20 protein-coding genes are annotated in these 23,357 nt (G+C 64.7%); 9 read left to right on the plus strand and 11 right to left on the minus strand.

From position 1 onward, the window contains the following. Positions 1 to 64 precede the first annotated feature (64 nt). On the plus strand, positions 65 to 1,102 hold the full coding sequence (locus GEV02_RS11430; protein ID WP_152838123.1) for an Rpn family recombination-promoting nuclease/putative transposase: 1,038 nt from the start codon (positions 65 to 67) through the stop codon (positions 1,100 to 1,102). Here the strand turns inward: GEV02_RS11430 and GEV02_RS11435 are convergent. Further along, positions 1,074 to 1,853, minus strand: a complete 780-nt coding sequence (locus GEV02_RS11435; protein WP_152838124.1) for a head GIN domain-containing protein — start codon at positions 1,851 to 1,853, stop codon at positions 1,074 to 1,076. The genes GEV02_RS11430 and GEV02_RS11435 overlap by 29 nt on opposite strands. A gap of 219 nt (positions 1,854 to 2,072) precedes the next feature. Between GEV02_RS11435 and GEV02_RS11440 the strand changes: the two genes are divergently transcribed. The 3 genes from GEV02_RS11440 (at position 2,073) to GEV02_RS11450 (ending at position 4,633) form a co-directional block, all read left to right on the plus strand. Further along, entirely contained in the window at positions 2,073 to 2,717 is a 645-nt protein-coding gene (locus GEV02_RS11440; RefSeq protein WP_008446972.1) for a hypothetical protein, read from the plus strand. 76 nt (positions 2,718 to 2,793) lie between these two features. After that, positions 2,794 to 3,915, plus strand: coding sequence for a type IV pilus twitching motility protein PilT (locus GEV02_RS11445; protein WP_152838125.1), 1,122 nt, complete (start codon positions 2,794 to 2,796; stop codon positions 3,913 to 3,915). Positions 3,916 to 3,919: 4 nt separating this feature from the next. Beyond that, entirely contained in the window at positions 3,920 to 4,633 is a 714-nt protein-coding gene (locus GEV02_RS11450) for a YjjG family noncanonical pyrimidine nucleotidase (protein ID WP_152838126.1), read from the plus strand. Here the strand turns inward: GEV02_RS11450 and arr are convergent. From arr to GEV02_RS11475, 5 genes are all read right to left on the minus strand, one after another. Next, the gene (gene arr / locus GEV02_RS11455) at positions 4,599 to 4,988 is read right to left on the minus strand and encodes an NAD(+)--rifampin ADP-ribosyltransferase (RefSeq protein ID WP_152838127.1); all 390 of its coding nucleotides are present in this window, start codon (positions 4,986 to 4,988) and stop codon (positions 4,599 to 4,601) included. The genes GEV02_RS11450 and arr overlap by 35 nt on opposite strands. Before the next feature lie 112 nt (positions 4,989 to 5,100). Continuing rightward, a complete protein-coding gene (locus tag GEV02_RS11460) occupies positions 5,101 to 6,375 on the minus strand; it encodes a cytochrome c (protein WP_152838128.1) in 1,275 nt (424 codons plus the stop codon). Positions 6,376 to 6,385: 10 nt separating this feature from the next. Continuing rightward, entirely contained in the window at positions 6,386 to 7,108 is a 723-nt protein-coding gene (locus tag GEV02_RS11465; protein WP_152838129.1) for a c-type cytochrome, read from the minus strand. Positions 7,109 to 7,155: 47 nt separating this feature from the next. Next, complete coding sequence (locus GEV02_RS11470; RefSeq protein ID WP_152838130.1) at positions 7,156 to 7,818, minus strand: 3'-5' exonuclease; 663 nt, start codon at positions 7,816 to 7,818, stop codon at positions 7,156 to 7,158. Between the two features lies 1 nt (position 7,819). Then, positions 7,820 to 8,299 carry a ProQ/FINO family protein gene (locus GEV02_RS11475; RefSeq protein ID WP_152838131.1) on the minus strand — a complete coding sequence of 160 codons (480 nt, stop codon included), beginning with the start codon at positions 8,297 to 8,299 and terminating at the stop codon, positions 7,820 to 7,822. 472 nt (positions 8,300 to 8,771) lie between these two features. Here GEV02_RS11475 and rpoD point away from each other — a divergent pair, with 472 nt between their 5' ends. From rpoD to GEV02_RS11495, 4 genes are all read left to right on the plus strand, one after another. Beyond that, positions 8,772 to 11,264: an RNA polymerase sigma factor RpoD gene (rpoD, locus tag GEV02_RS11480; RefSeq protein ID WP_152838132.1), complete on the plus strand. Its 2,493-nt coding sequence runs from the start codon at positions 8,772 to 8,774 to the stop codon at positions 11,262 to 11,264. A gap of 155 nt (positions 11,265 to 11,419) precedes the next feature. Continuing rightward, complete coding sequence (locus GEV02_RS11485; protein WP_174999070.1) at positions 11,420 to 12,484, plus strand: CPBP family intramembrane glutamic endopeptidase; 1,065 nt, start codon at positions 11,420 to 11,422, stop codon at positions 12,482 to 12,484. Between the two features lie 9 nt (positions 12,485 to 12,493). Further along, positions 12,494 to 12,970: a hypothetical protein gene (locus GEV02_RS11490; RefSeq protein WP_152838134.1), complete on the plus strand. Its 477-nt coding sequence runs from the start codon at positions 12,494 to 12,496 to the stop codon at positions 12,968 to 12,970. Positions 12,971 to 13,039: 69 nt separating this feature from the next. Further along, entirely contained in the window at positions 13,040 to 13,456 is a 417-nt protein-coding gene (locus tag GEV02_RS11495; protein ID WP_152838135.1) for a hypothetical protein, read from the plus strand. Between the two features lie 112 nt (positions 13,457 to 13,568). Here GEV02_RS11495 and GEV02_RS11500 read toward each other — a convergent pair whose 3' ends face one another. The 5 genes from GEV02_RS11500 to ppc form a co-directional block, all read right to left on the minus strand. Next, on the minus strand, positions 13,569 to 14,258 hold the full coding sequence (locus GEV02_RS11500) for a DUF899 family protein (protein WP_152838136.1): 690 nt from the start codon (positions 14,256 to 14,258) through the stop codon (positions 13,569 to 13,571). Positions 14,259 to 14,267: 9 nt separating this feature from the next. After that, positions 14,268 to 15,047, minus strand: coding sequence for a 3-hydroxybutyrate dehydrogenase (locus GEV02_RS11505; RefSeq protein ID WP_152838137.1), 780 nt, complete (start codon positions 15,045 to 15,047; stop codon positions 14,268 to 14,270). Positions 15,048 to 15,110: 63 nt separating this feature from the next. Then, complete coding sequence (locus GEV02_RS11510; RefSeq protein WP_152838138.1) at positions 15,111 to 18,062, minus strand: sensor histidine kinase; 2,952 nt, start codon at positions 18,060 to 18,062, stop codon at positions 15,111 to 15,113. Between the two features lie 50 nt (positions 18,063 to 18,112). After that, the gene (locus tag GEV02_RS11515; RefSeq protein ID WP_152838139.1) at positions 18,113 to 19,234 is read right to left on the minus strand and encodes a PAS domain-containing sensor histidine kinase; all 1,122 of its coding nucleotides are present in this window, start codon (positions 19,232 to 19,234) and stop codon (positions 18,113 to 18,115) included. A 124-nt stretch (positions 19,235 to 19,358) separates the two neighbouring features. Continuing rightward, the gene (gene ppc, locus GEV02_RS11520; RefSeq protein ID WP_152838140.1) at positions 19,359 to 22,175 is read right to left on the minus strand and encodes a phosphoenolpyruvate carboxylase; all 2,817 of its coding nucleotides are present in this window, start codon (positions 22,173 to 22,175) and stop codon (positions 19,359 to 19,361) included. A 149-nt stretch (positions 22,176 to 22,324) separates the two neighbouring features. On the opposite strand from ppc, the gene hemC reads away from it, so the two are divergent. Continuing rightward, complete coding sequence (hemC, locus tag GEV02_RS11525) at positions 22,325 to 23,356, plus strand: hydroxymethylbilane synthase (RefSeq protein ID WP_268878628.1); 1,032 nt, start codon at positions 22,325 to 22,327, stop codon at positions 23,354 to 23,356. The last annotated feature ends 1 nt before the right edge of the window (position 23,357 follow it).

Raw genomic sequence — 23,357 nt, forward strand, 5'->3', positions numbered from 1 at the left:
ATGCGGGCCAAACCGCGCCCGCCTAGGCTACCCGCGTCTGCAGGCGAACGCTACAATTTTTTGGATGAACACCCGCAGCGACACGCTTTACCGCCAACTCTTCGCGCATCCCGAGATCGTGCGGGATCTGCTGGCCGGCTTTTTGCCGGCCGGCTGGGCCAGGTCGCTGGAGGTCGGCGCCTTCGAGCGCGTCAACGCCAGCTACGCCAGCGACCGCAGCAAGCAACGCCATCAGGACATGGTGTGGCGGGCCAAGGTGGGCGGGGAGTGGGTCTATGTCTACATCCTGCTGGAATTCCAAGCCCGCTCGGATCGCTGGATGGCCTTGCGCATGCAGGTTTATGTGGGTTTGCTGCTTCAGGATCTGGTCGCGCAGCATCGCTTGACGCGACGTGGAAAATTGCCGCCGGTGCTGCCCATCGTGCTGTACCACGGCCGCAGCCCCTGGCGTGCCGGCAGGGAGTTGGCCGATTTGATGTTGGCGCCGCCGGCTGGATTGGAAGCCTATCAGCCGCGCCAGCGGTACATGCTGATAGACCTGCATCGTCATATGAATCCGGACGACCCTGCCAATATTTTGGGTATTGTGTTTCGATTGCTGCGCTCGAAGACTAATAAGGAAATGCTTTCAGCACTGGGCGATTTCTCCGAGCGTATGAAGGCGTCTGATGTTGCAAGGGTCCGCGATAGCTTGACGCGCTGGGTATGCACGACCTTGCAGGACGAATTTGCCGAAGCTAATATGAACTTAGGGGAGGAGCCAGTGATGCTATTTAACCGGCGATTCAAGACCTACGAAGCCTTGCTGGAATATGAGGCCGTCAAGCGTGGCCGTCTCAAGGGGTTGAAAGAGGGACGTCGCAAAGGGGTGAGACAAGGCATGCAGCAGGGTATGCAGCAAGGTATGCAGCAAGGACGGGTGGAGGGGTTGCAAGAGGCGCTGCATGCGCTGCTGGCAGGGCGCAAGGCACCACTGCCGGCAGAACTTGCTGAAAAGGTGGCGGCTGCCGACACCGCCCAGCTCAGCGCCTGGATACAGGTGCTGGCCGAGGGCGGCGATCCGGTTGAGTTCATTACTGCGGCGAAGCGCCCAGCCGCTTGATCGTGCCCGAACCCATCACGCTCTTTGTCAGCTGCGGATCGCCGTAGTAGGCGATGTCGCCGGAGCCGGCCACGCTCAGGTTCAGCGTCTGCCTGGCCCATACCGTCGCCTGGCCCGAGCCGCCGATGCTGACCGTCGCATCCCGCGCCGCCAGCTGACCGGCCTGCACCCGCCCCGAACCGCCGATCGAGATCTGCAGCCGCTCGGTATTGCCGCTGGTTTTCAGATTGCCGCTGCCGCCCAGCGCGATCGCCACCGACTCGCTCTCCAGGTTGCGCGCATTGATCGAGCCCGAACCGCCCACGTCGAACGTCAGACTCTCGCCGCGCAACTTGTCGACATCGACCGAACCGGAACCGGTCACGGCGATCTTCTCGATCGAACGCGCCTGCACCACGATCTTCATCGTGCGCGACTCCAGGTTGACATCCTTGCGCGTCGGCCGGATGCGCAGCGTGCCGTTGTCGACCACCGTCTCGATCAGCGCCTGCAGGTTGTCGTCGGTCTCGATGGTGATGCTCTCGGTATTGCCGATGCGGATCTCGACGTTGCCGCTGACGCTGGTCGCCAGCGAGCTGAAGTGGCCCAGCTCGCGGTTCTGCTTGACGATCTTGCCGCTGCCTTGCACGCGCTCGCCATGGAACCAGCTCAACGGGCCGGCCCAGGCCACGCTGGCAGGCGCGGCGACGGCCAGCAGGCCGGCGGACAGAAACAGGATGCGCAGGGCGCTGCGGATGGATGGGTTTGCCATGATGGTCTCCTCGTAGTGGTTGGCACAGCTCTTGAGGTTGGATACTACGGACTCCACCCCGCGCACGGAACCCGGCTGCGACAGATTGCACCAGGGGCGGAACAGAATGCAGCAGGCGGGGAGCAGACGGCGCGCCCGGCGGCCGCGAGGCCGGCATGAGGTATCATTCGGGCTATCCCGCAACACCGCACGCTGCAACGCAGCACACATTGGACTTACATGCTGATCATCACCATCAAACAGGGCAAGGAAAAGAGCTTGCTGGCCGGCGACCCCTGGATTTACGCTTCCGCCGTCGAGCGCGTCGAAGGCCGGCCGCAGGAAAAGAACAAGCCCGGCGCCACCGCCACCGTCCAGACCTCGTCGCGCCAGTTCATCGGCCGCGCCGCCTACAACGCCAAGTCGCAGATCTGCGCCCGCATCTGGACCTACAAGGAAGACGAACCGGTCGACCACGCGCTGATCAAGCGCCGCGTCAAGGCCGCCATCGCCAAGCGCGCGGCCGCCGTGCGCGCCGCCGGCCCGAACGACCTGGTGCCCGTGGTGCGCGGCGACGAGGACGGCCTGTCCGGCCTGCTGGTCGACAGCTGGGGCGGCGTCCAGGGTTACCTGATCTGCCAGTTCCAGTCGGCCGGCGTCGATGCCTGGAAAGTGCCCATCGTGCAGGCGCTGCTGGCGGAAACCGGTTGTCCGAATGTCTACGAACGCTGCGACGACCTGGTCCGCAAGGGCGAGGGCTTGCCGATCTTCTACCGCGCGCTGGCCGGCGAGGAGCCGCCCGACCACGTGCTGGTCACGGAAGGCAAGCAACGCTACAGCATGGACCTGCGCACCGGCTTCAAATATCCCAAGGTCCGCAGCTGAAAAAATTTCGGTACTGCAAGTTTTCTCTTATAATCGTCCGTGGAGCTTCACCGACCCCACGGAGATCAGAGTAGAGATGGAAAATTACCAGTCGTCGCAAATTCGTACCCTGACTTACATCGAAAACGAGGACCATCCGGTCTTCGGCACCCTTGTCGAGCAGATCCTGCATCTGCTGAATTCCAAGCTGATCTTCAGCGACATCCTGATCCACCAGAACAGCCCGCTGTTGCTGCGCCAGCCGAAGGGGCTGGTGGCGGTGACGGATTCGCCGATCACGCGCGAGGAGTTGCAGGAATTTTTCGAAGTGGTCGAGCCGAACTGGGCTGAACGCATCCAGGACCGCGCCTTCGACCGCGCGGTCGATTTGCACACGGCGCGCATCCGCGCCAACTGCTTCAGCTTCCAGGGCAAGAAGCGGCTGGGCTGCGTGATCCGCCGCTTCCCCAAGGAGCCGATGGCGCTTGCCCAGCTGGGCCTGCGCCCGGCCGAGCAGAACTTCGCCAAGCTCACCAGCGGGCTGGTGCTGATCATCGGCGACACTTGCCAGGGCAAGTCGACCACCATCGCCGCCATGCTCGACGAGATCAACAAGCACCGCTCCGGCCACATCATCACGATTGAAGATCCGGTGGAAACGCTGATCCCGCAGCGCCAGTGCGTCATCACCCAGCGCGAAGTGGGCTTCGACGGCGACGTCGAGAGTTTCTACCTGGGCGCGCTGGACGCGCTGCGCGAACGGCCGGACGTGATCGTCATCGGCGAGATCCGCGATGCGCAGACGGCGCAGGAAGCGCTGGCGCTGGCTGAATCCGGCCCGCTGGTGCTGGCCTCGCTGCATGCGCGCTCGACCGAGCTGGGCTTGCAGAAGATGGTGCGCTTGCTGGGCAACGCCGAGCCGCAATCGCAGGCGCTGGCGCATGCGCTGCGCGGCGTGCTGTGCCAGGCGCTGCTGCCGTCGGTGGACGGCGACCGCTACCACCTGGCCACCGAGTGCCTGACGTCGAATCCGGATGTGGTCAACATGATCGCCAGCGGCCAGGTGTCGGCGCTGCGCAGCTGGATGGAAAACAAGCCGGGCGAGGGCTGCCACACGATGAACGCTTCGCTGCGCGCGCTGCTGGCCGCAGGCAAGGTCAGCGTGGAAGACGCCCGTAACGCCACCACCGATCGCATCGGCTTTGCCGAGCACTACTAAGACAATGAAATATAAACTGTTTTTATTCGACCTGGACGATACCCTGCTGGACTTCAGGGCGTCCGAAAAGCTCTCGTTCGTACGCACCATGCAGGAACTGGGGCTGCGCGATAGCGTGGATGGGATTTTCCAGCAGTACCAGGCGATCAATGTGGAACTCTGGCGCCGCTTCGAGACGGGCGCTGTCACCAAGGACTTCCTGAAGGTGGAGCGTTTCCGCAAGACCTTCGAGGCGAACGGCATCGAGCTGGACCCGGAGGCGGCAAGCAGCCTGTATCTGGAGTCGCTGCCGGATACCGTGGTCCTCATCGATGGCGCCAGGCAGGTTTGCGAGACGCTGTCCGCCGTGGGCGAGGTGGGCATCATCACCAACGGTGTTGAAGCCATCCAGAACCGCCGCATCGCCAGCTCTGGGCTGGCGCCGTACATTTCCTTCGTCGCCACGTCCGAAGCGTGCGGCTACGCCAAGCCGGATGTGCGCTTCTTCGAATATGCCGCCAAAATGGCTAAACCGTTTGCCAAGGAAGATGCGATCATCGTCGGCGACCGGCTCGATGCGGACATCCTCGGCGCCAACCGGTATGGCATCGAAAGCTGCTGGTTCAATCCCGACGGCCTGGCCAACGCATCGGAAGCGCTGCCTGACTACGAGGTGGCCAGCTTGAGCGACATCGCGCCGCTACTCAATCGTCGACTGCCTCAATGCCCTGCAATCTGAGTTTCTCGACGTGGTCCTTCATCGCCTGAAGCACTTCGGGAGCGTGCCCCTTCCAATCCTTGACCTCGCCGAGAACCCGTAGCGCCTCGCGCGAGCGGTAGGACTTGGTTGGGTTGCCCGGGAATTTTTTATCCGTCAAATTCGGATCATCCATGATCGGGCCGGTCGGCTCCACGATGTAGATCCTGCCGGGCCCATCGCCCTGCGCCAGCTCCGCGCCCCACGTGGCCGCCTCCAGCGTGGCGGACAGATAAACGTGATTGGCCTTGCGCTTGCTGCCGTAGTTGGAGGCGTAGCCTGGCTCGATCAGATCGCCTTCCTTCAGGTCGGCACGAGTGCCGTGGTAGTACTCCATGAATACCTCCTAATTCTAACGCCGGGGTCAAGTCTGACATTCGGACACGAGCACTACCTTAGTCCTTACTACAGCAGCGTCTGTGTCCAAATGTCAGACTTGACCCCGTGGTTTAATCCAGCGGAATCGCGCGGTAGCGGTTGACGTCGTTGCCGTTGACCGGCGGCGCGTTGTTGCCCCAGGCGCTGCGCAGGTAGGACACCACTTGCGCCACTTCCGTATCGTTCAACACATGGCCGAACGGCGGCATGCCGTACGGACGCGGATTGCCTTCGGTGCCAGGCGCGAAACCGCCGTTGAGCACGATGCGGATCGGGTTGACCGCCTGCTCCATCGTCAGCGCGCGGTTGCCCGCCAGCGGCGGATAGCCGGGCGGCAGGCCGCCACCGCCGGCGCCGTGGCAGTCCGCGCAGTGCTTCTCGTACAGCTTGGCGCCGGCCGACAGGTAGGCCACCGCTTCCACGCTCTTGTCGCGCTCGAACTCGGATTTCTTGCCGTCACCCGGCAAGGCTTTCAGGTAGACCGCCATCGCGTTGATGTCGCTGTCGCTCAGGTATTGCAGGCTTTGCTGCACCACTTCCGCCATCGGCCCGAATACGGTCGCGCGCGGCGATACGCCGGTCTTCAGCAACTGCGCGATGTGCGGCTGCATCCATTCGCCCAGCCCGGCCTCGGCGCCGGAGTTGAGCGACGGCGCATACCAGCCCAGCACCGGAATCATGCCGCCGGACAGGCCTTCGCCATCGGTCGCGCCCAGCGTGTTGCGCGCGCTGTGGCAGGCGCTGCAATGGCCCAGGCCTTGCACCAGGTAGGCGCCGCGATTCCAGTCCACCGACTGTTTCGTGTCTTCGCGGAACACGGCGGGCTTGAAGTACAGCGCGCGCCATCCGGCCAGCATGAATTGCTGGTTGTAGGGGAAGCGCAAGGTATGCGCCTGGTTGGCCTGCGACACGGCCGGCACCGACTGGAAGTAGGCGTACAGCGCATCGGCATCGTCACGCGTGATGCGGGTGTAGTTGGTGTAGGGGAAGGCCGGGTACAGCAGGCGGCCATCCCTGGACTTGCCGTTGTGCAGAGCGCGCCAGAAGTCGTCGGAACTCCAGCTGCCGATGCCGGTCGCCTTGTCCGACGTGATGTTGGGCGAGATGACGTTGCCGAACGGCGTTTGCAATGCACGGCCGCCGGCGTATTGCGCGCCGCCGCGCACGGTGTGGCAGGCCATGCAGTCGCCGGCCTTGGCCAGGTAGGCGCCGCGCGCGACTTTCTCGGCCGGCGCCAGCTTGGCGGTGACGGTGGGCGCCGGACCGGTATCGTCGGCGCCGCCGAACAGCACGAACAACAGGCCGGCCGCCAGCAGCGCGATAACGGTATAAATAATTTTCTTCATATGCGGCCCCTTATGGTGCTGGCACGCTGCCGCAGTTCAGCGGCAGGGGCATGGCGATGCTGTCGGCGGCGCCGGGGCGGGCGGCGGGATCCGGTGTCTGCTTGCTGAGCCAGCCGGAGACGGCGGCGATGTCGGCCTCGTTCAGCCGGTTGGCGATCTCCGCCATGCAGTCCGGCGCGGCGGCGCGGCGCACCTTGTTCTTCCATGCGCCGAACTGGGCATTGACGTAGTCGCTCGGCAGGCCGATCAGGCCGGGGATGGCGGGCGTGACGCCGGTCAGCGTGCTGCCGTGGCAGGCCACGCAGGCCGGAATTTTCTTGGCCGGATCGCCTTGCTGCACCAGCGCCTGGCCGCGCGCCAGCGAGGCCGTGCTGGCGCTGGCGCCGCTGCCGGCCTGGGCCGGCGGGTAGGGCGGATGCTGCTGCGAGAAGTACTCGGCGATCTCGCGCAAATAGGCGTCCGGCAGGTGGTCGACCATATAGGTCATCATCGGATAGTGGCGCCGGCCTTCGCGGAAATTGACCAGCTGGTTGTACAGATAGCCGGCCGGCTTGCCGGCGATGCGCGGGAAGAAGGCGTCGCTGCGTTCCTTGACGGCGTGGCAGGCAATGCAGGCGGCCACGCGTTGTTCCAGCGTGTCGGGCAGGGTGGCGGGCGCGGCGGCCAATGACGGCATGCACCAGCCGGCGACAGCCAGCGCGGCGCATGCGCGCACGACGGAAAATGTGGACATGCCATTCCTTGAAGTCGTATCTATCTGGCAAGGATACCAGATCGCTTCTATAAAGGCTTGGGCGGACGGGGAAGTTTAACGGCTTTCATCGGCGGCAGCTTGTTGCCGGCGGCGATGAAGTGGCGGTAGACGCGCAGCGCGACCTGGGCATCGTCGGCGGCGTACAGGATCTGCTTTTCGTTCAGGCGCGGCAACGCCCAATTGGTGGTGGAAATCTTCTTGGACTTCTGCAGCTTCTGGCCGAAGAACTTGGCGACGGCGGTCTTGGCGCCGAGGTCGTTGCGCTGGCCCGGCGTGCGCAGCGCCACCGACAGGTCGACCACGCCGGCCGCGCGTATCGCCAGCTTGGCGTGCAGCCGCTTGACGTCGTCGGACAGGCCGAAGCCTATCTTCAGCAGCGCAGGCGCTTCCAGCACCGCTTGCAGCACTTCGCGCATGGGCGCGGAAATGCTGCTGCCGATCTGGAACAGATAAGCCTTGTGGTCGGTGGAGAACTGGATCAGGTGCGGACCGGTCGAGGTCTCGCCCTTGGTGAAGGTCGGCTTCGACTCGGTATCGAAGCCGATGGCGTCGGTGGCCAGCAAGATATCGCGCGCGGCGATGGCTTGCTCCAGCGTGGCGATCATCTGCACATCGCTGATGCGCAGACCCACGTAGGGCGGCAGCTCGGCTTCCGCCGGCGCCGCCTGCTGTTGCGTAGTCAACGCCAACTCAACCCTTGCGCGAGAACTTCGCGGTCAGCTGGTTCAGCTTGTCGGCGCGCACGCGGGCCGCTTCTTCGGCCGCAGCCGCGTCGCGTTCCGCCTTCTTGCGTTCGGCTTCTTTCTTGAAGCGTTCCTGCAATACCTGGGTGGCGTGGGCGCGGTGGGTGTCGGTCACTTCGGCGCCTGGGGTGCCGTCCAGATCGTGGCGCACCTTGGCTTTTTCCATGACTTTCAGATAGCGCAGCGATCCGGTATGGATGCCGAGCGCGGTACGCATGGTCTTGCGGTCCAGTTCAGGCATGACGGCGAGGATCTGCTTGTCGATACCAATCGACAAAGGCAGGAAATCGCGGAAGGCCGGGAATTGGGTCTGCAATTGTTTCAGCAAGCTGCGCGGGGTAAGAGCTGCAGGAGCCGCGGTGGCGGCAGTGGCTGCGGGCTCGGATGCCGGCGCCTGAGGGGTGAGGCTAGTGTTCATCGACTTCATAGTTTAAGCAAGAGGCGTCAGCATATCATGGGCACTACGGGATTGCAGTGCCTTTTAGGCCATGATGTAAAAATGACCACAGTGCCATCATACGCCAGTTGGACGCCGGAGGTGCGTTCGCACGCCAAAACGTGTATAATGCGAGACGCACTTTTGCAGGACGGTGCGTTTCAGTTTGGTACAGGATGCGATTTGGACGGTCTGACAAGAGTTTGTAGCCCTTGTTATATGGTTTTAAGATGTCGGATATAGGTACTATCAATTATCCTGATGTCGCGCTATACGGCATACTTTGCCCTCTCCCTATTCTTCACTGAAAAGAGAAACAAGCCCGTTGTTGGATGCGGGCTTTTTTTATTCCGCAGATAATCGTCAGCTAAATTACAACATTTCCATCTGTGCGCACCGGTAACGGTCGGCGCTGGCTATGGCATTTTGTATTTTCTGGCGAATACGCATTGAGAGATATTTAATGACAAAAACGCCGAAAACTTTAACGTTGTCCGTCAAGGCCGCCCGTACCAGCTCCGCTCCGCTGGTGGTGCCAAAGACGACTCTATCTTATGTGATCGATAATGCGCAAGAGGCAGCGAGCAAAGTAACGGTAGTCAAAAAGAAAACGCGCTTGAGCGCCGCGGCCGAAGCGGCCCAGGCGGAAGCGCAAGTGGCGGTGCAGCAGGCCGACAGCGCGGACGCGCCGGTCAAGACCGTCAAGGTGGCGCGCAAGGCCGCCGTCGCCCCGGCCGCTGAAACCAGCGCGCCTGCGGTCGTGGTCAAGGCCGCACCGAAATCCAAGCTGGTCCGTGCCGCCAAGGCCGAGCCTGCGCCGGTCGTCATCGTCACTGCCGGCCCGGCCGTCAGCCAGGTGACCGACGCCGCCACGCTGGCCTCGATCGACACTTCCGGCTATCTGCTGCCTAGCGTCAAGGTACCGGGCCGCCGTGGCCGCAAGCCATCTGAATTCACGCCGGAAAACGACGAAGTCGCGGCACTGAACGCGGTTGAGCGCGCCGAACTGAAGGCCGTCTCCAAGGCCCGCGAGCGCAAAGCCAAGGGCGGCGCCGCCGACATGCTGGGCGTGGATTCGAAGAGCACGGCTGAAGAGCTGGAACGCCGCCGCACCCAGATCAAGAACCTGATCAACATGGGTAAGGAGCGCGGCTTCCTGACCTACGCCGAGATCAATGACCAACTGCCGGAAAACATTGTCGACCCTGAAGCGATCGAAGGCATCATTGCGACCTTCAACGACATGGGCATCGCCATCTACGAGCGCGCACCGGATGCCGAATCGCTGCTGCTGACCGACAGCGTCGCCACCGTCACCTCGGACGATGAAGTGGAAGCGGCTGCCGCGACCGCGCTGTCGACGGTCGACTCCGACTTCGGCCGCACCACCGACCCGGTCCGCATGTACATGCGTGAGATGGGCGCCGTGGCGCTGCTGACGCGCGAAGGCGAGATCGAAATCGCCAAGCGTATCGAAGGCGGCCTGAAGGACATGATCCAGGCCATCTCCGCCTGCCCGACCACGATCGCCGAGATCGTCGCGCTGGCCAAGAAGATCGAAGCCGACGAACTGAAAGTGGACGAAGTGGTGGACGGCTTCGTCGACCTGAACGAAGCGAACAACGCGCCCGCCGTATCGGCCGCGCCTGCCGTCGCGTCGGATGAAGACGAAGAAGAGGAAGAGGAAGTCGAGGAAGAAGACGGCGACGCCAACGGCGGCGCGGCGGGCTTCTCGACCGAGCAGCTGGCGCAGCTGAAGAAAGCCGCGCTGGAAAAGTTCGACGTCATCTCGACCCAGTACGACAAGATGCGCAAAGCCACCGGCGGCTACGGCTCCAAGGCTTACATCTCGGCGCAGGAAGCCATTTCGGCCGAGCTGCTGGGCATCCGCTTCACCGCCAAAGTGGTCGAGAAGCTGTGCGACACGCTGCGCGGCCAGATGGAAGAAGTGCGCCACATCGAGCGCGCCGTGCTGGAACTGTGCGTGAACAAATGCGGCATGCCGCGCGCCCACTTCATCAAGGTCTTCCCTGGCAATGAATGCGACCTGGACTGGGTTGACGGCGAAGTCGACAGCGCCTATCCGTATAGCGCCATCCTGGGCCGCAACGTGCCTGCGGTGAAAGAGCTGCAAAAGAAAATGATCGACCTGCAAGCCCGCGTGGCCTTGCCGCTGGCCGACCTGCGCAAGATTAACAAGCAGATGGCCGCCGGCGAAAAACGCGCGCGCCAGGCCAAGCGTGAAATGACGGTCGCCAACTTGCGTCTGGTGATTTCGATCGCCAAGAAGTACATCAACCGCGGCCTGCAATTCCTGGACTTGATCCAGGAGGGCAATATCGGTCTGCTGAAGGCGGTCGACAAGTTCGAATACCGTCGCGGCTACAAGTTCTCGACCTACGCGACCTGGTGGATCCGTCAGGCCATCACCCGTTCGATCGCCGACATGGCCCGCACCATCCGCGTGCCGGTGCACATGATCGAGACGATCAACAAGATGAACCGCATCTCGCGTCAGATCATGCAGGAAACCGGCAGCGAGCCGGACCTGGCGACCCTGGCCGTCAAGATGGAAATGCCGGAAAACAAAGTCCGCGAAATCATGAAGATCGCCAAAGAGCCGATCTCGATGGAAACGCCGATGGGCGAGGACGGCGATTCGCAGCTGGGCGACTTCATCGAAGACAACACCACGCTGGCGCCGCTGGATGCCGCGCTGCACGCCTCGATGCGCAACGTCATCAAGGAAGTGCTGGATTCGCTGACCCCGCGCGAAGCCAAGGTGCTGCGCATGCGCTACGGCGTGGAAATGTCGAACGACCACACGCTGGAAGAAGTGGGCAAGCAGTTCGACGTGACCCGCGAGCGTATCCGCCAGATCGAAGCCAAGGCCATGAGCAAGCTGCGCCAGCCGTCGCGCTCGGACAAGCTGAAGACTTTCCTGACGCAGAACTAAGCGTCGGCGTAATAAAAAAGGGAGGCCGCGTGCCTCCCTTTTTTTATGCCGTGACAAACCGCGCATTTTTTTGGGCTTGCTTGCAATACACTAGCGGTATCGAAACCCTCGGTCTATGCATGGAAAACCACGTCTCTCGTCCCCGACTCCGCAACATGTGGCTCGGCCTGCTGGCCGGGAGTGCTGCGGTGATGTATCTCGGCCTCGTACATCCTTATCTGATGGAATTGCGCTACCCGCCGGGCGCCACGCCGCTCGAACGCTTCAACGATCATTCGGACACCGCGCTCTGGCTCTGGCTGCAACTGCTGGACTTTGCCGGCGGCGCGGCGGCCGGCGCTCTGGTGGCGCACTGGTCGCCGCGCGCGTCATGGCGGGCGCTCGTGCTGATGGTGGTGGGGGTGCTGGTGTACACCGTGTTCGCAGAATTGCCGCACACCGGCTCGGTGCTGCGGCGCACGATATGGCATCTGGCCGTGGCGGCGGGCGTGCTGTGCGGAGGCTTGCTGTATCGCTGGCGCGAGCGCCGCGGGGCCGAGACGCCGATGCGCGCCGTGCCTGCCGATCATGTGCTGGACTTGCCGCACACGCCGGCCTGGCAAGCGCTGCTGGTGATGGCCATCTGCTTCGGTGGCGTCATCGCGTACTCGCTCGGCTCGGCGTTCGGCGGCTCCGGCGTGTCGGGTTTCAGTGACCGGGACTTTGCCGCCATCATCGCGCAGGAACTGCTGCCTGCCTGCATGGCGCTGGCCGTGTTGCGGCTGAACCGTTATCCACTGGCGACCTTGCTGCCCAAGCCGTCCTGGGGCGGGCTGGGTGTGGGCGTCATGCTGTATGCAGCTACCTGCCTTGCCAGCACGAGTGTCGGGCTACTGCTTGGCGAGCAGCCGGCCCAGCCCATCGACGAGATGATGGCGCAGTCGCATGTCACGCTGTATGGACTGCTGCCGCTGGCGCTGGTCAACGCCGCTTTCGAGGAAGTGTTCTTGCTGGCATACTTGCAGCGTGGATTGCGGCGCTTCGGCGCCTCCAACGCCATCGGCATCGTCATACTGGTGAGGCTGCTTTGCTACTGGTACCAGGGGCCGGTGGGCGCCGCCGGGATGCTGGCGATGGGGCTGGTGTTCAGCATTTACTACGCCCGTACCGGCCGGTTGTTCCCGGTGATGGCCGCGCACTTCGTGGCGGGTCTGCTGCCTTTCCTGTCAACGCTGAGATAAGGCGACGAGATGATGCGATACATGGTTCTGGCATGGGCATTGGCCGCTGCGCCCGCGTCGGCCGCAGCGGAGACGGTCGATGTCGCGGCCGGCATCCAGCTGGCGCAGATCGACTTCGATGCCTATCACGCGCTGCTGCTGGAGCGCTGCAAGGTGGTGGCGCCGGATTCGGTCGATGCCTTGACGGGCGCCATGGCGCAATGGAAGGAGCGCAACGCGGACGCGCTGCTCATCCTGCGCCAGCTGTACAAGGTGCAGCTGATACAGCAGATGCGCGCCCGCCAGCCCGATGCCACGGACGCCGCCATCGACGCCCATGTCGCGGCGGTGCACGGCGTGTTCAATTCCGGCCTGAAGGACAGGGTGGCCGGCATAGCCGTCGGTGAGGCGAAGGCGTCCTGCGAGAGCGGCTACGCCCAAAGCCTGCTGACCCAGCGCGAGATGGACTTCAACGTGCTGCTGAAGCGGATGACGCTGGGACGCTGAGCGCATCGACAGGGTATTCCATTTTCACTAAAAATGCCATAATTGCAATTTTCCAGCAATCGGCGAATCATGGAACTCACTGAAGAAATGGACCTGCTGCTTGAGCAGGCGGAAGCGACGGTTCAGCGCTATCTGAAAACCGAGCCGGGCTTTCCCGTGTTTGCGTTGGTCATGCATAACCCTGAGGAGGTCGTGGCCCTGGTGGCCGATGGGTTCGACGACTTGCGCACGGCGATAGGCGGGCTGCTGAAGCAGGTGCTGCCGATGGCCGCGCAGGGCGATGTGATGGCGACACTGATCTGCTCGTCGATGCTGGCCAACCCGGACGTCGATGACGGCTGGCAGGCGGCGATGTTCGACATCGAAGACCGCCAGCGCAACCGCGCCTACGTGGTGATGCCGTATCGAAAGCGGGACTACGGCGGCTGCCAGTACCGGCCGATGGAATTCTCGCGGGGGCAATCCCAGATTTTTTCCGGAAGTTGATGAAAACAGTTTATATCAATACTTTGTTATGGGTTTGGTCGCTGGTGGCGCTGTGCGCGGCGGCCGCCCACATCGTGATGCCCGAGTGGACCGCCGCCGGCGTGCCGCCGATTCAGTACGATAGCTTCGGATACCAGTCGGTGCCGCGCCCATCCGGCGTCAGGTCGAGGATGTTCCACAACGGCGTCGGGTCCGGAGCGCCGCGCGGATCCTGGCCCGGATCTTCGGTGCCACCCAGTTCGCTTGCCCAGAAATGATAAACCTTGCCGTCGCGCTTGACCCAGACGTCCAGTGCCGGCCACTCGCTGCCGTCCGGCGCCAAGCCGCGATAGTCGCGCGGATAGTCGTCGCCGACGCACTGGTAAAAAGCCAGGTTGCGCCAGCCGCGTTCGCGCGCGAAGGCCAATTGGCGCGACACCGGTGAACGCCCCAGTACCGCTACCGCCAACCGCTGCGACAGGTCGCGCGACGGCGTGTCGATGGCGCCCAGGAAGGCGGTGCACATCGGGCACGGCCGTTCGCGCTGCGGGCCATACATCCAGAAATACGTCACCAGCGTGTCGTGCCGGCCGAACAGTTCGGCCAGTTTCACCGCCTTGCCGTTCTCATCGATGAAGCTGTAGTCCGGCGCCTCGCCCCCGAGGGGCAGGGCGCGACGCTGGGCGGCCACGCGTTCGATGTGCCGCCGCAGTTCTATCTCTTCCGCCAGCAAGGCCGTGCGCGCGGCACGGTAGTCGGCGCTGTCGTTCGGATAGGGCGTACTTCTGGCAGCCAGTTCAGCTGCCGGCGTCAGCGTGGCCATGTGGACCTCCTATTGCATGAACCAGCCGTGGCTGACCACCAGCGATTGCCCGGTCAGCGCGTTCGACGGGAAGCTGGCGAACAGCAGCGCCACTTCGGCCACGTCTTCCACCGTGGTGAACTTGCCGTCCACGGTATCGGCCAGCATCACCTTCTTGATGACGTCGTCCTCTGAAATGCCCAGCGTCTTGGCCTGCTCGGGGATTTGCTTGTCGACCAGCGGCGTGCGCACGAAGCCCGGGCAGATCACGTTGGCGCGCACGCCATGCTCAGCGCCTTCCTTCGACACCGCCTTCGCCAGCCCGATCAGCCCGTGCTTGGCCGTCACGTAGGCGGACTTGAGCTTGGATGCTTCCTTCGAATGCACCGAACCCATGTAGATCACGCTGCCGCTGCCGGCCTTGTACATATGCGGCAGGCAAGCCTTGGTGGTCAGGAAGGCGCCGTCCAGGTGGATGGACAGCAGTTTCTTCCAGTCCTCGTAAGGGAAGTCCTCGACCGGGTGGATGATCTGGATGCCGGCATTGCTGACCAATACGTCGATCTGCCCCCAGGCCTCGACCACCTTGGCGATGCCGGCGTTGACCTGCGCTTCATCGACCACGTTCATGGCGATGGCCATGGCCTGGTGGCCGGCGCCCTTCAATTCTTCGGCGGTGGCTTGCGCCGCTTCCAGGTTCAGGTCGGCGATGACGATCTTGCCGCCTTCGCGCGCGTAGACCAGTGCGATTTCCTTGCCGATGCCGCTGGCGGCGCCGGTGACGATGCAGACTTTGTCTTTCAGCTTCATGTGTTCGCTCCTCGTGGGGTGGGAATATAACTGCCTGATTACAGCAAGACCGTGCCGCGCCGTCTATGCGCTGGCGTACATAGCAGGCAAAGTCAGGCGCACGAACGCGCCGCCTTCGCTGCGGTTGCCCATCTCTATCGCGGCGCCGGCCCGGGCGGCGCGCTCGCGCATGCCGACCAAGCCCCAATGGCCGCTGCGGCCGCCTTGCGCCAGCGTGTCCGCCGCGATGCCCTGGCCGTTGTCGCGCACCAGCAAGGTCAGCTGCTCCGCGCCATACTCCAGCTCGACGACGATCTCGCTGGCCCTGGCGTGGCGGAAGGCGTTGCAGATGGCTTCGCGGCCGATGGAAAACACTTCATCGCCGGTGATGACGGGCAGTGCGTATGGTGCGCCTTTTTGTTCGAGCCGGAAACTGGCCGAAAGTCCAGCCGCCAGCCGCTGGCCGAAGCGCTCCAGCGATTGCGCCAGCGTTTCATCGTCGCGCAGCGGCGAGCGCAGGCCGCGCACTTCATCGCGTCCTTCGACCAGCGCCTGCTCGATGTAGCCGATGCCGCGCTCCATGGCGGCGCGCGCCGGCAGGGTGGCCGGCATCTGCTCCATCGCCAACTGCATCATCAGGATGGTGCCTTGCGCCTCCTGCAAAAACGTGTCGTGCAGCGCGCGGGCGATGCGTTCGCGTTCGCTCAGGCGTTCGACATGGCGCGCTTCGATCAGGCGGGCTATCTGCGCCAGCCGCCAGCGCCAGGCCAGCACCGCCAGCGCGGCCAGCGCCAGCAGGCAGATCACCTTGAACCACAGGCTTTGCGTGAAGGTCGACGCGATCGTCACCGGCAGCGTCGCGCCCACGGTGTTCCAGACGCCGTCCTTGTTGGCGGCGATGACCTGGAAGCGGTAGCTGCCCGGCGCCAGGTTGGTGTAGAAGGCTTCGCGGCGGCCGCCGGCCTGCTGCCAGTCGTTGTCGACGCCATCGAGGCGGTAGCGGAAGGCGAGCTTGTCCGGCATCGACAGGCCCAGCGCGCTGAAGCCGATTTGCAGATTGTTGGCGCCCGCAGGCAGTTCCAGCGGCCCGGTCGTCGGATACGCCTTGCCGTTGCTGGAGACCGCGCGGATTTCCACCGGCGGCGGCGTGGCGTCGCGGCCGGTGCGGCCGGGCGCTATCGTCGCCGCGCCGCCCACGCCGGACAGCCACAGCCTGCCGTCGCTGGCTTCGACCATGGAGGGAAACGGCCCGGTCGGCTGGATGCCGCCGCTGACGCCGTCGTCCTTGTCCAGCAGCTCGTAGCCGAGCGCGGCGCCGGTGCGCAGGAACTGGCCGAGCTGCGCGGCGGCGATGCGGAAGGCGCCGTCGTGGCCGTGCAGCCACAGCTCGCCGCCGGCCGTTTCCACCAGGCCGCTGATGCCGCGCAGTTCATGGCCGTCGGCCAGTTGCAGCGGAATGAAGCGCCGGCCGTCGTACAGGGCGGCGCCCAGTTCGCCCGCGACCCACAGGTGGCCGTTGCGTTCAACCATGGTCAGCACATTGCCGATGCGCAGGCCCTGGGCCGTGCCGAGCATGCTCACGGCGCCGTGTTCGATGACGGCGATGCGGTTGTCCGGGTAGCCTATCCAGATGCGGTCGTGGCGGTCGGCCAGCATGGACAACACGCGCGCGGCCGGCAGGGCGGGGTCGTCGACCAGGCTCCAGCCGCCTTCGTGATGGCGGTAGATGCCGAGGTTGACGTAGCTGGCCCACCAGTCGCCGCTGCCGTCCTGGGCCAGTGCGCGTGGCGCCATGTGGTCCATCAATGCCGCCGGCGGCGACGGGATCATGGCGCCGCTGCCGCCCGCGTCCGGCCGCCAGATGCCTTCGGCCGTGCCCAGCGCGGCGCGGCCGTCGCGGCCGGTGGCGGCCGAGCGGAAGGCATGCGGCGAGCTGTCGTAGCGCCGGCCGCTGACATCGACCAGCCACGAGCCCGCGTTGTCGGCGCTGATGCGCACCTTGTCGTCCGGGCCAGGATACAGGCCCGGCGTGACGATCTCCAGATGGCTGGGCAGCGGCCGCGCGCGGTTGGGGCGGAACAGGTCCAGCCCGCTGACCGTGCCGATCCAGACATTGCCTTCGCGGTCTTCAAAAAAGGTTTGCGGATTCATGCCGCTCAAACCCTGCTCCTGCGTGACGCGCTGGCGCGGATCGGGAAACACGTCGGGCAGCATGCGCTCGACCCGGTTCTCGCTCAGCAGCCACATGGTGCCGGCGCGGTCGAACCACATGCCGCTGCCGGGCAGCTCCGGCCTGGCGGGCTGGCGTGCGGCCGGCGCCTGCTGCGACATGCGGTAATTGGCGTCGCTGCCGTTCGAGGCCCACACGGTGCCGTCGGGCGCGGCGGCCAGCGACGACAGCCGGATGTCGGCCGGGCTGGCGATGCGGTAGCGGCTGTCGCCCTGGCGGCGGTAGTAGACGGCGCGGTCGCTCGACACCCATTGCGTGCCGTCGCGGTCGAACAGCACTTGCCAGACCGATTTGGCGCCCGGGTCGAAACCGCTGTCGGCGCCGATGCGCTGCCAGCGGCCGCCGTTGAGCCAGGCCAGGCCGCGGGCGGTGGTCACCCACATGGCGCCGTCCGGCGCGCGGCTGAAGCTGTAGGTGGCGCCGGGCGGGAAGCCGTCGGCGGCGCCGTAGTGGCGCACCTTGCCGTCCTTGAACACGCTGGCGCCGCCGAAGCGGTAGCCGACCCACAGCGCGCCGTCCGGCGCGGTGTACAGCGGCAGCACGATGGTCGAGCGCAGCGAGTGGCCGCCGACGCGGTCGCGCCGTTCGAAGTTGATGCCGTCAAAACGGTATAAACCGGTCGGCGTGGACAGCCACAGCCAGCCGTCGCGGGTTTGGGTGATGGCCTGGATTTGCGCCGGAGCGCCCTGGGCGGCGCTCCAGGCGCGGTGGGTGTAGTCGCTCAGCAGGCGCGCATGTTCGGCCGCGCTTGCCGGTTGCAGGGCTGCCAGCATCAGGCCGGCGGCCAGCCGCAAAGTGCGATACATCAAGATTCTCATGCCGACAGCATAGCGGCAAAGAGAGAGGCGGGCATCCTCTATTTGGAGGAGACCGCCGCCGGCAGGTTCATGCGCAATACGGTGCCGGCGCCGGCCAGCTGCGCCACCGCCAGTTCGCCGCCGAAATCGGCCAGGCGCTCACGGATGCCGCCCAGGTCCAGCACGCCTTGCTCGGTGTGCTGGTCGGGGTGGCCGTCGCCGCTGATGACGATGGACAGCAACTCCGGCCGCAGATTGAGCGTGGCTTCTACGGTGCGCGTGCCGGCGTGGCCGCACACATAGCCGAGCGCGGCCAGCACGACGTGGTAGATGCCGGAGATCTGGCGCTGGTCCAGCGCGACGCTGTCTTCGATCAGCTCCAGGCGGCAGCGCAGGCCGTGGCGGCGCTCCAGCCGCTGCATCTGCCATTCGATCGCGGCCGACAGGCCCAGTTCCAGCGTGCTCGGATGCAGCTCGTTGATCAGCTCGCGCACCGCGATGATGCTGGCGTCCAGCGTGTGCAGCGCCTGGGCGGCGCGCTGGTGCAGCCGCGGCTGGCGCTCGCGCGTGCGGTCGTGCAGCGTGGCGACATCCAGTTTCAAGGCCAGCAGATTTTGCGCCAGGTCGTCGTGGATATCCTGGGCGATGCGGCGGCGTTCGCTTTCCTTGGCCGTGTGCTGGTGCTCGGACAGCGCCCGCAATTCCTGCACCGACGATTGCAGCAGCTGCTCGGCGCGCTTGCGGTCGGTGATGTCGACGCACATGGCGATCAGCAGGTTGGGCTGGCCCTGCTCGTCGTAGGTGGGCAGCTTGTGGGTTTGCAGCCAGCGGTTTTCGCCCAGGCCGGGGTGCCACAGTTCTTCTTCGTAGACGAGGTGCTTGCCGCTGGCGAAGGCGGCGCGGTCGTGTTCGAGGAAGTAGGCGGTCTGGTCGGCGGGGAAGAAGTCGGCGCCGTCGTTGCCCTGCAGGTCGGCGAAGGAAATGCCCCACAGCGCCTCGCAGGCCGGGTTCATCAGCACGACGCGCGATTGCGCATCCTTGATGAACAAGGCCAGCGGCATGATGGCGATGATGTTGTGCAGTTCGCCGTCGGCCGGTTGCATGCCGCCGATGGCGGCTTGCAGCCGCGCTACGACCTCTTCAATGTTCGATTTTCCCAGCGATTCAATCAAGCTTTTCATATTGGCGGATAGAAGTGGTCTTGTTTATATTGTAATGCCAATTTAACCAGTTTGATTAATCTCTAAGGAAATAAAAAAAACGCCCAGGTGCAGACCTGGGCGTTCAGAGCGGAGCGCGCGACGTTTAGCCGGTGTTGCGCAGGCCGGCGGCGACGCCGTTGATCGACAGGTGGATGCCGCGATGGACCCGTTCATCGGCCTTGCCCGGCTCGCTGGACAGCGCGCGGTGGCGCTTGATGAGCTCCACCTGCAAGTGGTTCAGCGGATCGAGGTAGGCGAAGCGGTTCTGGATCGAACGCGCCAGCAGCGGGTTGCCGGCCAGCCGCTCGGTGGCGCCGGTGATGCTTTGCAGGATGGACAGCGTGTTCGCATGCTCTTCGGTGATGCGCTTGAAGATGCGTTCGCGCAGTTCCTTGTCCTGCACCAGCTCGGCGTAGCGCGAGGCGATCGCCAGGTCGGTCTTGGCCAGCACCATGTCCATGTTCGACAGCAGCGTGGCGAAGAACGGCCATTGCCTGAACATCGCCTGCAGCTGGGCCAGGCGCTCGTCGCGCTTGCCGTCCGCGACCCAGGCGCCGAGCGCGCTGCCGAAGCCGTACCAGCCCGGCAGCAGCAGACGGCACTGGCCCCACGAGAAGCCCCATGGAATCGCCCGCAAGTCTTCGATGCGCTTGGTCGACTTGCGCGAGGCCGGGCGCGAACCGAGGTTCAGCTCGGCGATCTCGGCGATCGGCGTGGCGGCGAAGAAGTAGTCGGTGAAGCCCGGGGTTTCATAGACCAGGTTGCGGTAAGCCTTGTAGGCGCGGTCCGAGATCTCGGCCATGATGGCTTCGAACTGGCGCAGCTGGGCCTGGTGGTCGGCGTCTTCCGACTGCGGCATCAGGCTGGCCTCCAGCGTGGCGGCGACCAGCAGCTCCAGGTTGCGGCGGCCGATGTCCTTGTTGGAGAACTTGGAGGCGATGATCTCGCCCTGTTCGGTCAGGCGGATCTGGCCGTTGACGGTGCCGTGCGGCTGCGCCAGGATGGCCTCGTACGACGGGCCGCCGCCGCGGCCCACCGTGCCGCCGCGGCCGTGGAACAGGCGCAGCTTGACGCCGGCCTTTTCGAACACGGTGACCAGGTGGGTTTCGGCCTTGTACAGCTCCCAGTTGGAGGTCAGGAAGCCGCCGTCCTTGTTGGAATCCGAATAGCCCAGCATGACTTCCTGGATCTGGCCCTGCCTGGCGATCAGCGATTTAAAGAGCGGGATCGCCATCACGGCTTCCATGATGCCGGCCGCGCGTTGCAGGTCGGGGATGGTTTCGAACAGCGGGATCACCATCAGGTCCAGCTCCTGCTCGGCGATGCGCAGCAAGCCCATCTCCTTTTGCAGCAGCAGCACTTCCAGCAGGTCGGACACGGTTTCGGTGTGCGAGATGATGTAGTTGCGGATGGCGCGGGCGCCGTACAGCGCGCGGATCTGGCGCGCGGCGCGCAGCACGCCCAGCTCGGAATCGGTCTCGGCCGAGTAGGCGATGTACGGCGAGTACAGCAGGCGCGGCTGCGACAACTCGCTCAGCAGCAGCGCCACTTTGGCGTCCTCGTCCAGCGACGAATAATCGGCCTGGCCGCCGGCCTTGGCGAACAGTTCGCCCAGCACGCGTTCGTGGATGTCCGACGATTGGCGCATGTCCAGCGAAGCCAGGTGGAAGCCGAAGATGTCGGCCGCGCGCTTCAAGGTCGACAGGCGCGGCTGCACCAGCACGGCGCCGTGGTTGGCGTTGAGCGAATCGACCAGCACTTGCAGGTCGGCCGCGAACTCGGCCGCCGCCGCGTACGGCTCGGCGTGGCCCACTTCCTTGCGCAGGATGTTGGTCGCGCCCAGCGCGCGGGCGGTGCTGGCCAGGCGGGCGTAGATGCCGATCAGGGCGCGGCGGTACGGCTCGTCGGCGCGGTGGTCGGACAGGTCGGGCGACTGGTCGGCCAGCGCTTGCAGCTCGGGGCTGCAGGCGATCATCAGCGTCGACACCGACAGTTCGGCGCCCAGCGTGTGCGCTTCCTCCAGGTAGAAGTCGAGGATGGTGGTGGCCTGGCGTGTCAGCGCGTGTTCCATGGTGCCGCCGTTGACGTTGGGGTTGCCGTCGCGGTCGCCACCGATCCAGCTGCCCATCTGCACGTAGGGCGCGGTGGTGGCTTGCGCCTGGCCGTAGTGGGCGGCGATGTCGGTCTCGATATCGTCGTACAGGCCCGGCAGCTCGCGCAGGAAGGTGATGCGGTAGTAGGACAGGGCGTTTTCGATCTCGTCGGCCACGGTCAGCTTGGAGTAGCGCAGCATGCGGGTCTGCCACAGCGTGGCGACGCGGGCGCGCAACAGGTGCATGTTGGCGGCCTGCTCCTTGGGCGTCAGCGGCAGGTCGCGCTCGGCCAACAGGCGGGCGATGTCGTGTTCCGCATCAAGAATGGACTTGCGCTGCACTTCGGTCGGGTGGGCCGTCAGCACGGGCGAAATCAGCGCGTCCTGGAAGAAGGTGGCCACGGTTTCCTGGCTGACGCCGGCTTCCTTCAGCTTGCACAGCGCGAAGTTGACGCTGCCCTGCTGCGGGTTGGAGCCGGCCAGCAAGTGGGCGCGGCGGCGGCGGATGTGGTGCTGGTCTTCCGCGATATTGGCCAGGTGCGAGAAGTAGGAAAACGCCCGCACCACGGAAATGGTTTGCTCGCGGGTCAGGATTTTCAGCATGCCGTCCAGTTCCTTGGCGGCGCCGGCGTCGGCCTCGCGCCGGAAGCGCACAGCCGTTTGCCGGATGGTTTCGACCACGGCGTAGACTTCCTCGCCTTCCTGGTCCCGCAGCACGTCGCCCAGCAGGCGGCCTAGCAGGCGGATGTCTTCTTTAAGGGGCGCGTCTTTGTCCACGCCAGGTTGTTCAGCCGTTTGATCGTTCGTTGCACTAGATTGGTTTGCCATGAGATAAGCCGCAAAGATGTGAAAAGTCGGTGCAAAGGCTTGTGGCCCGGTTCTGCAAGAAGGGGAGCGTGATAAAATTTGTGATCTTAAACACGCGCGTTTTAACTGGCCTGCGCCGGTTAGCGTTAGCTACAGCGAAAGAACTGGTTTTGAAAATATCGGAATTACTACAAAATCCTCCGTCCACCTTGGTGATCGCTTCGCGTGAAAGTCGGCTTGCCATGTGGCAGGCCGAGCATGTACGGGCTCGATTGACTTTATTATATCCGCAGTGCGATATTAAAATTGTAGGAATGTCGACAAAAGGCGATCAAATTCTTGATCGAACTTTATCAAAAGTGGGCGGCAAGGGTCTGTTCGTTAAAGAACTTGAAGTCGCGATGGCCGAAGGCCGCGCCGATCTGGCGGTCCATTCGCTCAAGGATGTGCCGATGGAGCTGCCGGAAGGTTTCGCCCTGGCCGCCGTGCTGGAGCGCGAAGATCCGCGCGACGCCTTCGTCTCCAACGACTACGCCTCGCTCGGCGAGCTGCCGGCCGGCGCCGTGGTCGGCACCAGCAGCCTGCGCCGCCAGTCGCTGATCGCGGCGCGCTACCCGCATCTGGTGATCAAACCGTTGCGCGGCAACCTCGACACCCGCCTGGGCAAGCTGGATCGCGGCGACTACGCGGCCATCATCCTGGCCGCCGCCGGCCTCAAGCGCCTGGGTCTGCCAGAGCGCATCCGCGCGCTGCTGGACCCGGCTGACAGCCTGCCGGCCGCCGGCCAGGGCGCGATGGCGATCGAGATCCCCGTGCGCAAGGACGCCGGCGGCGTCGACCTGATGGCCTTGCTGGCGCCGCTGAACGATGAAGCCACCTTCCAGGCCGTCACGGCCGAGCGCAAGGTGTCCAAGGTGTTTGGCGGCAGCTGCCAGGTGCCGCTGGCGGCCTTCGCCACCGTGCAGGACGGCCAGATGCATCTGCGCGCCATGGTCGCCACGCCGGACGGCGCCCGCATGGCCAGCGCCGAGGTGCGCGGCGCGGCCGCCGACCCGGAAGCGCTGGGCGAGCAGGTCGCCGCGCTGCTGCGCGCGCAAGACGCGGTCGACATCCTGTCGTCCTGCCTGAGCGAAGCCGCCCAGGCCGACGCCGATGCCCGTTCGGCCACGCTGGCTGGCGACGCGCCGTCCTCCGCCACCTGAC

Origin of the sequence: Rugamonas aquatica, from assembly GCF_009380215.1 — a bacterium.
GTDB classification, from domain to species: Bacteria; Pseudomonadota; Gammaproteobacteria; order Burkholderiales; family Burkholderiaceae_D; genus Rugamonas; species Rugamonas aquatica_B.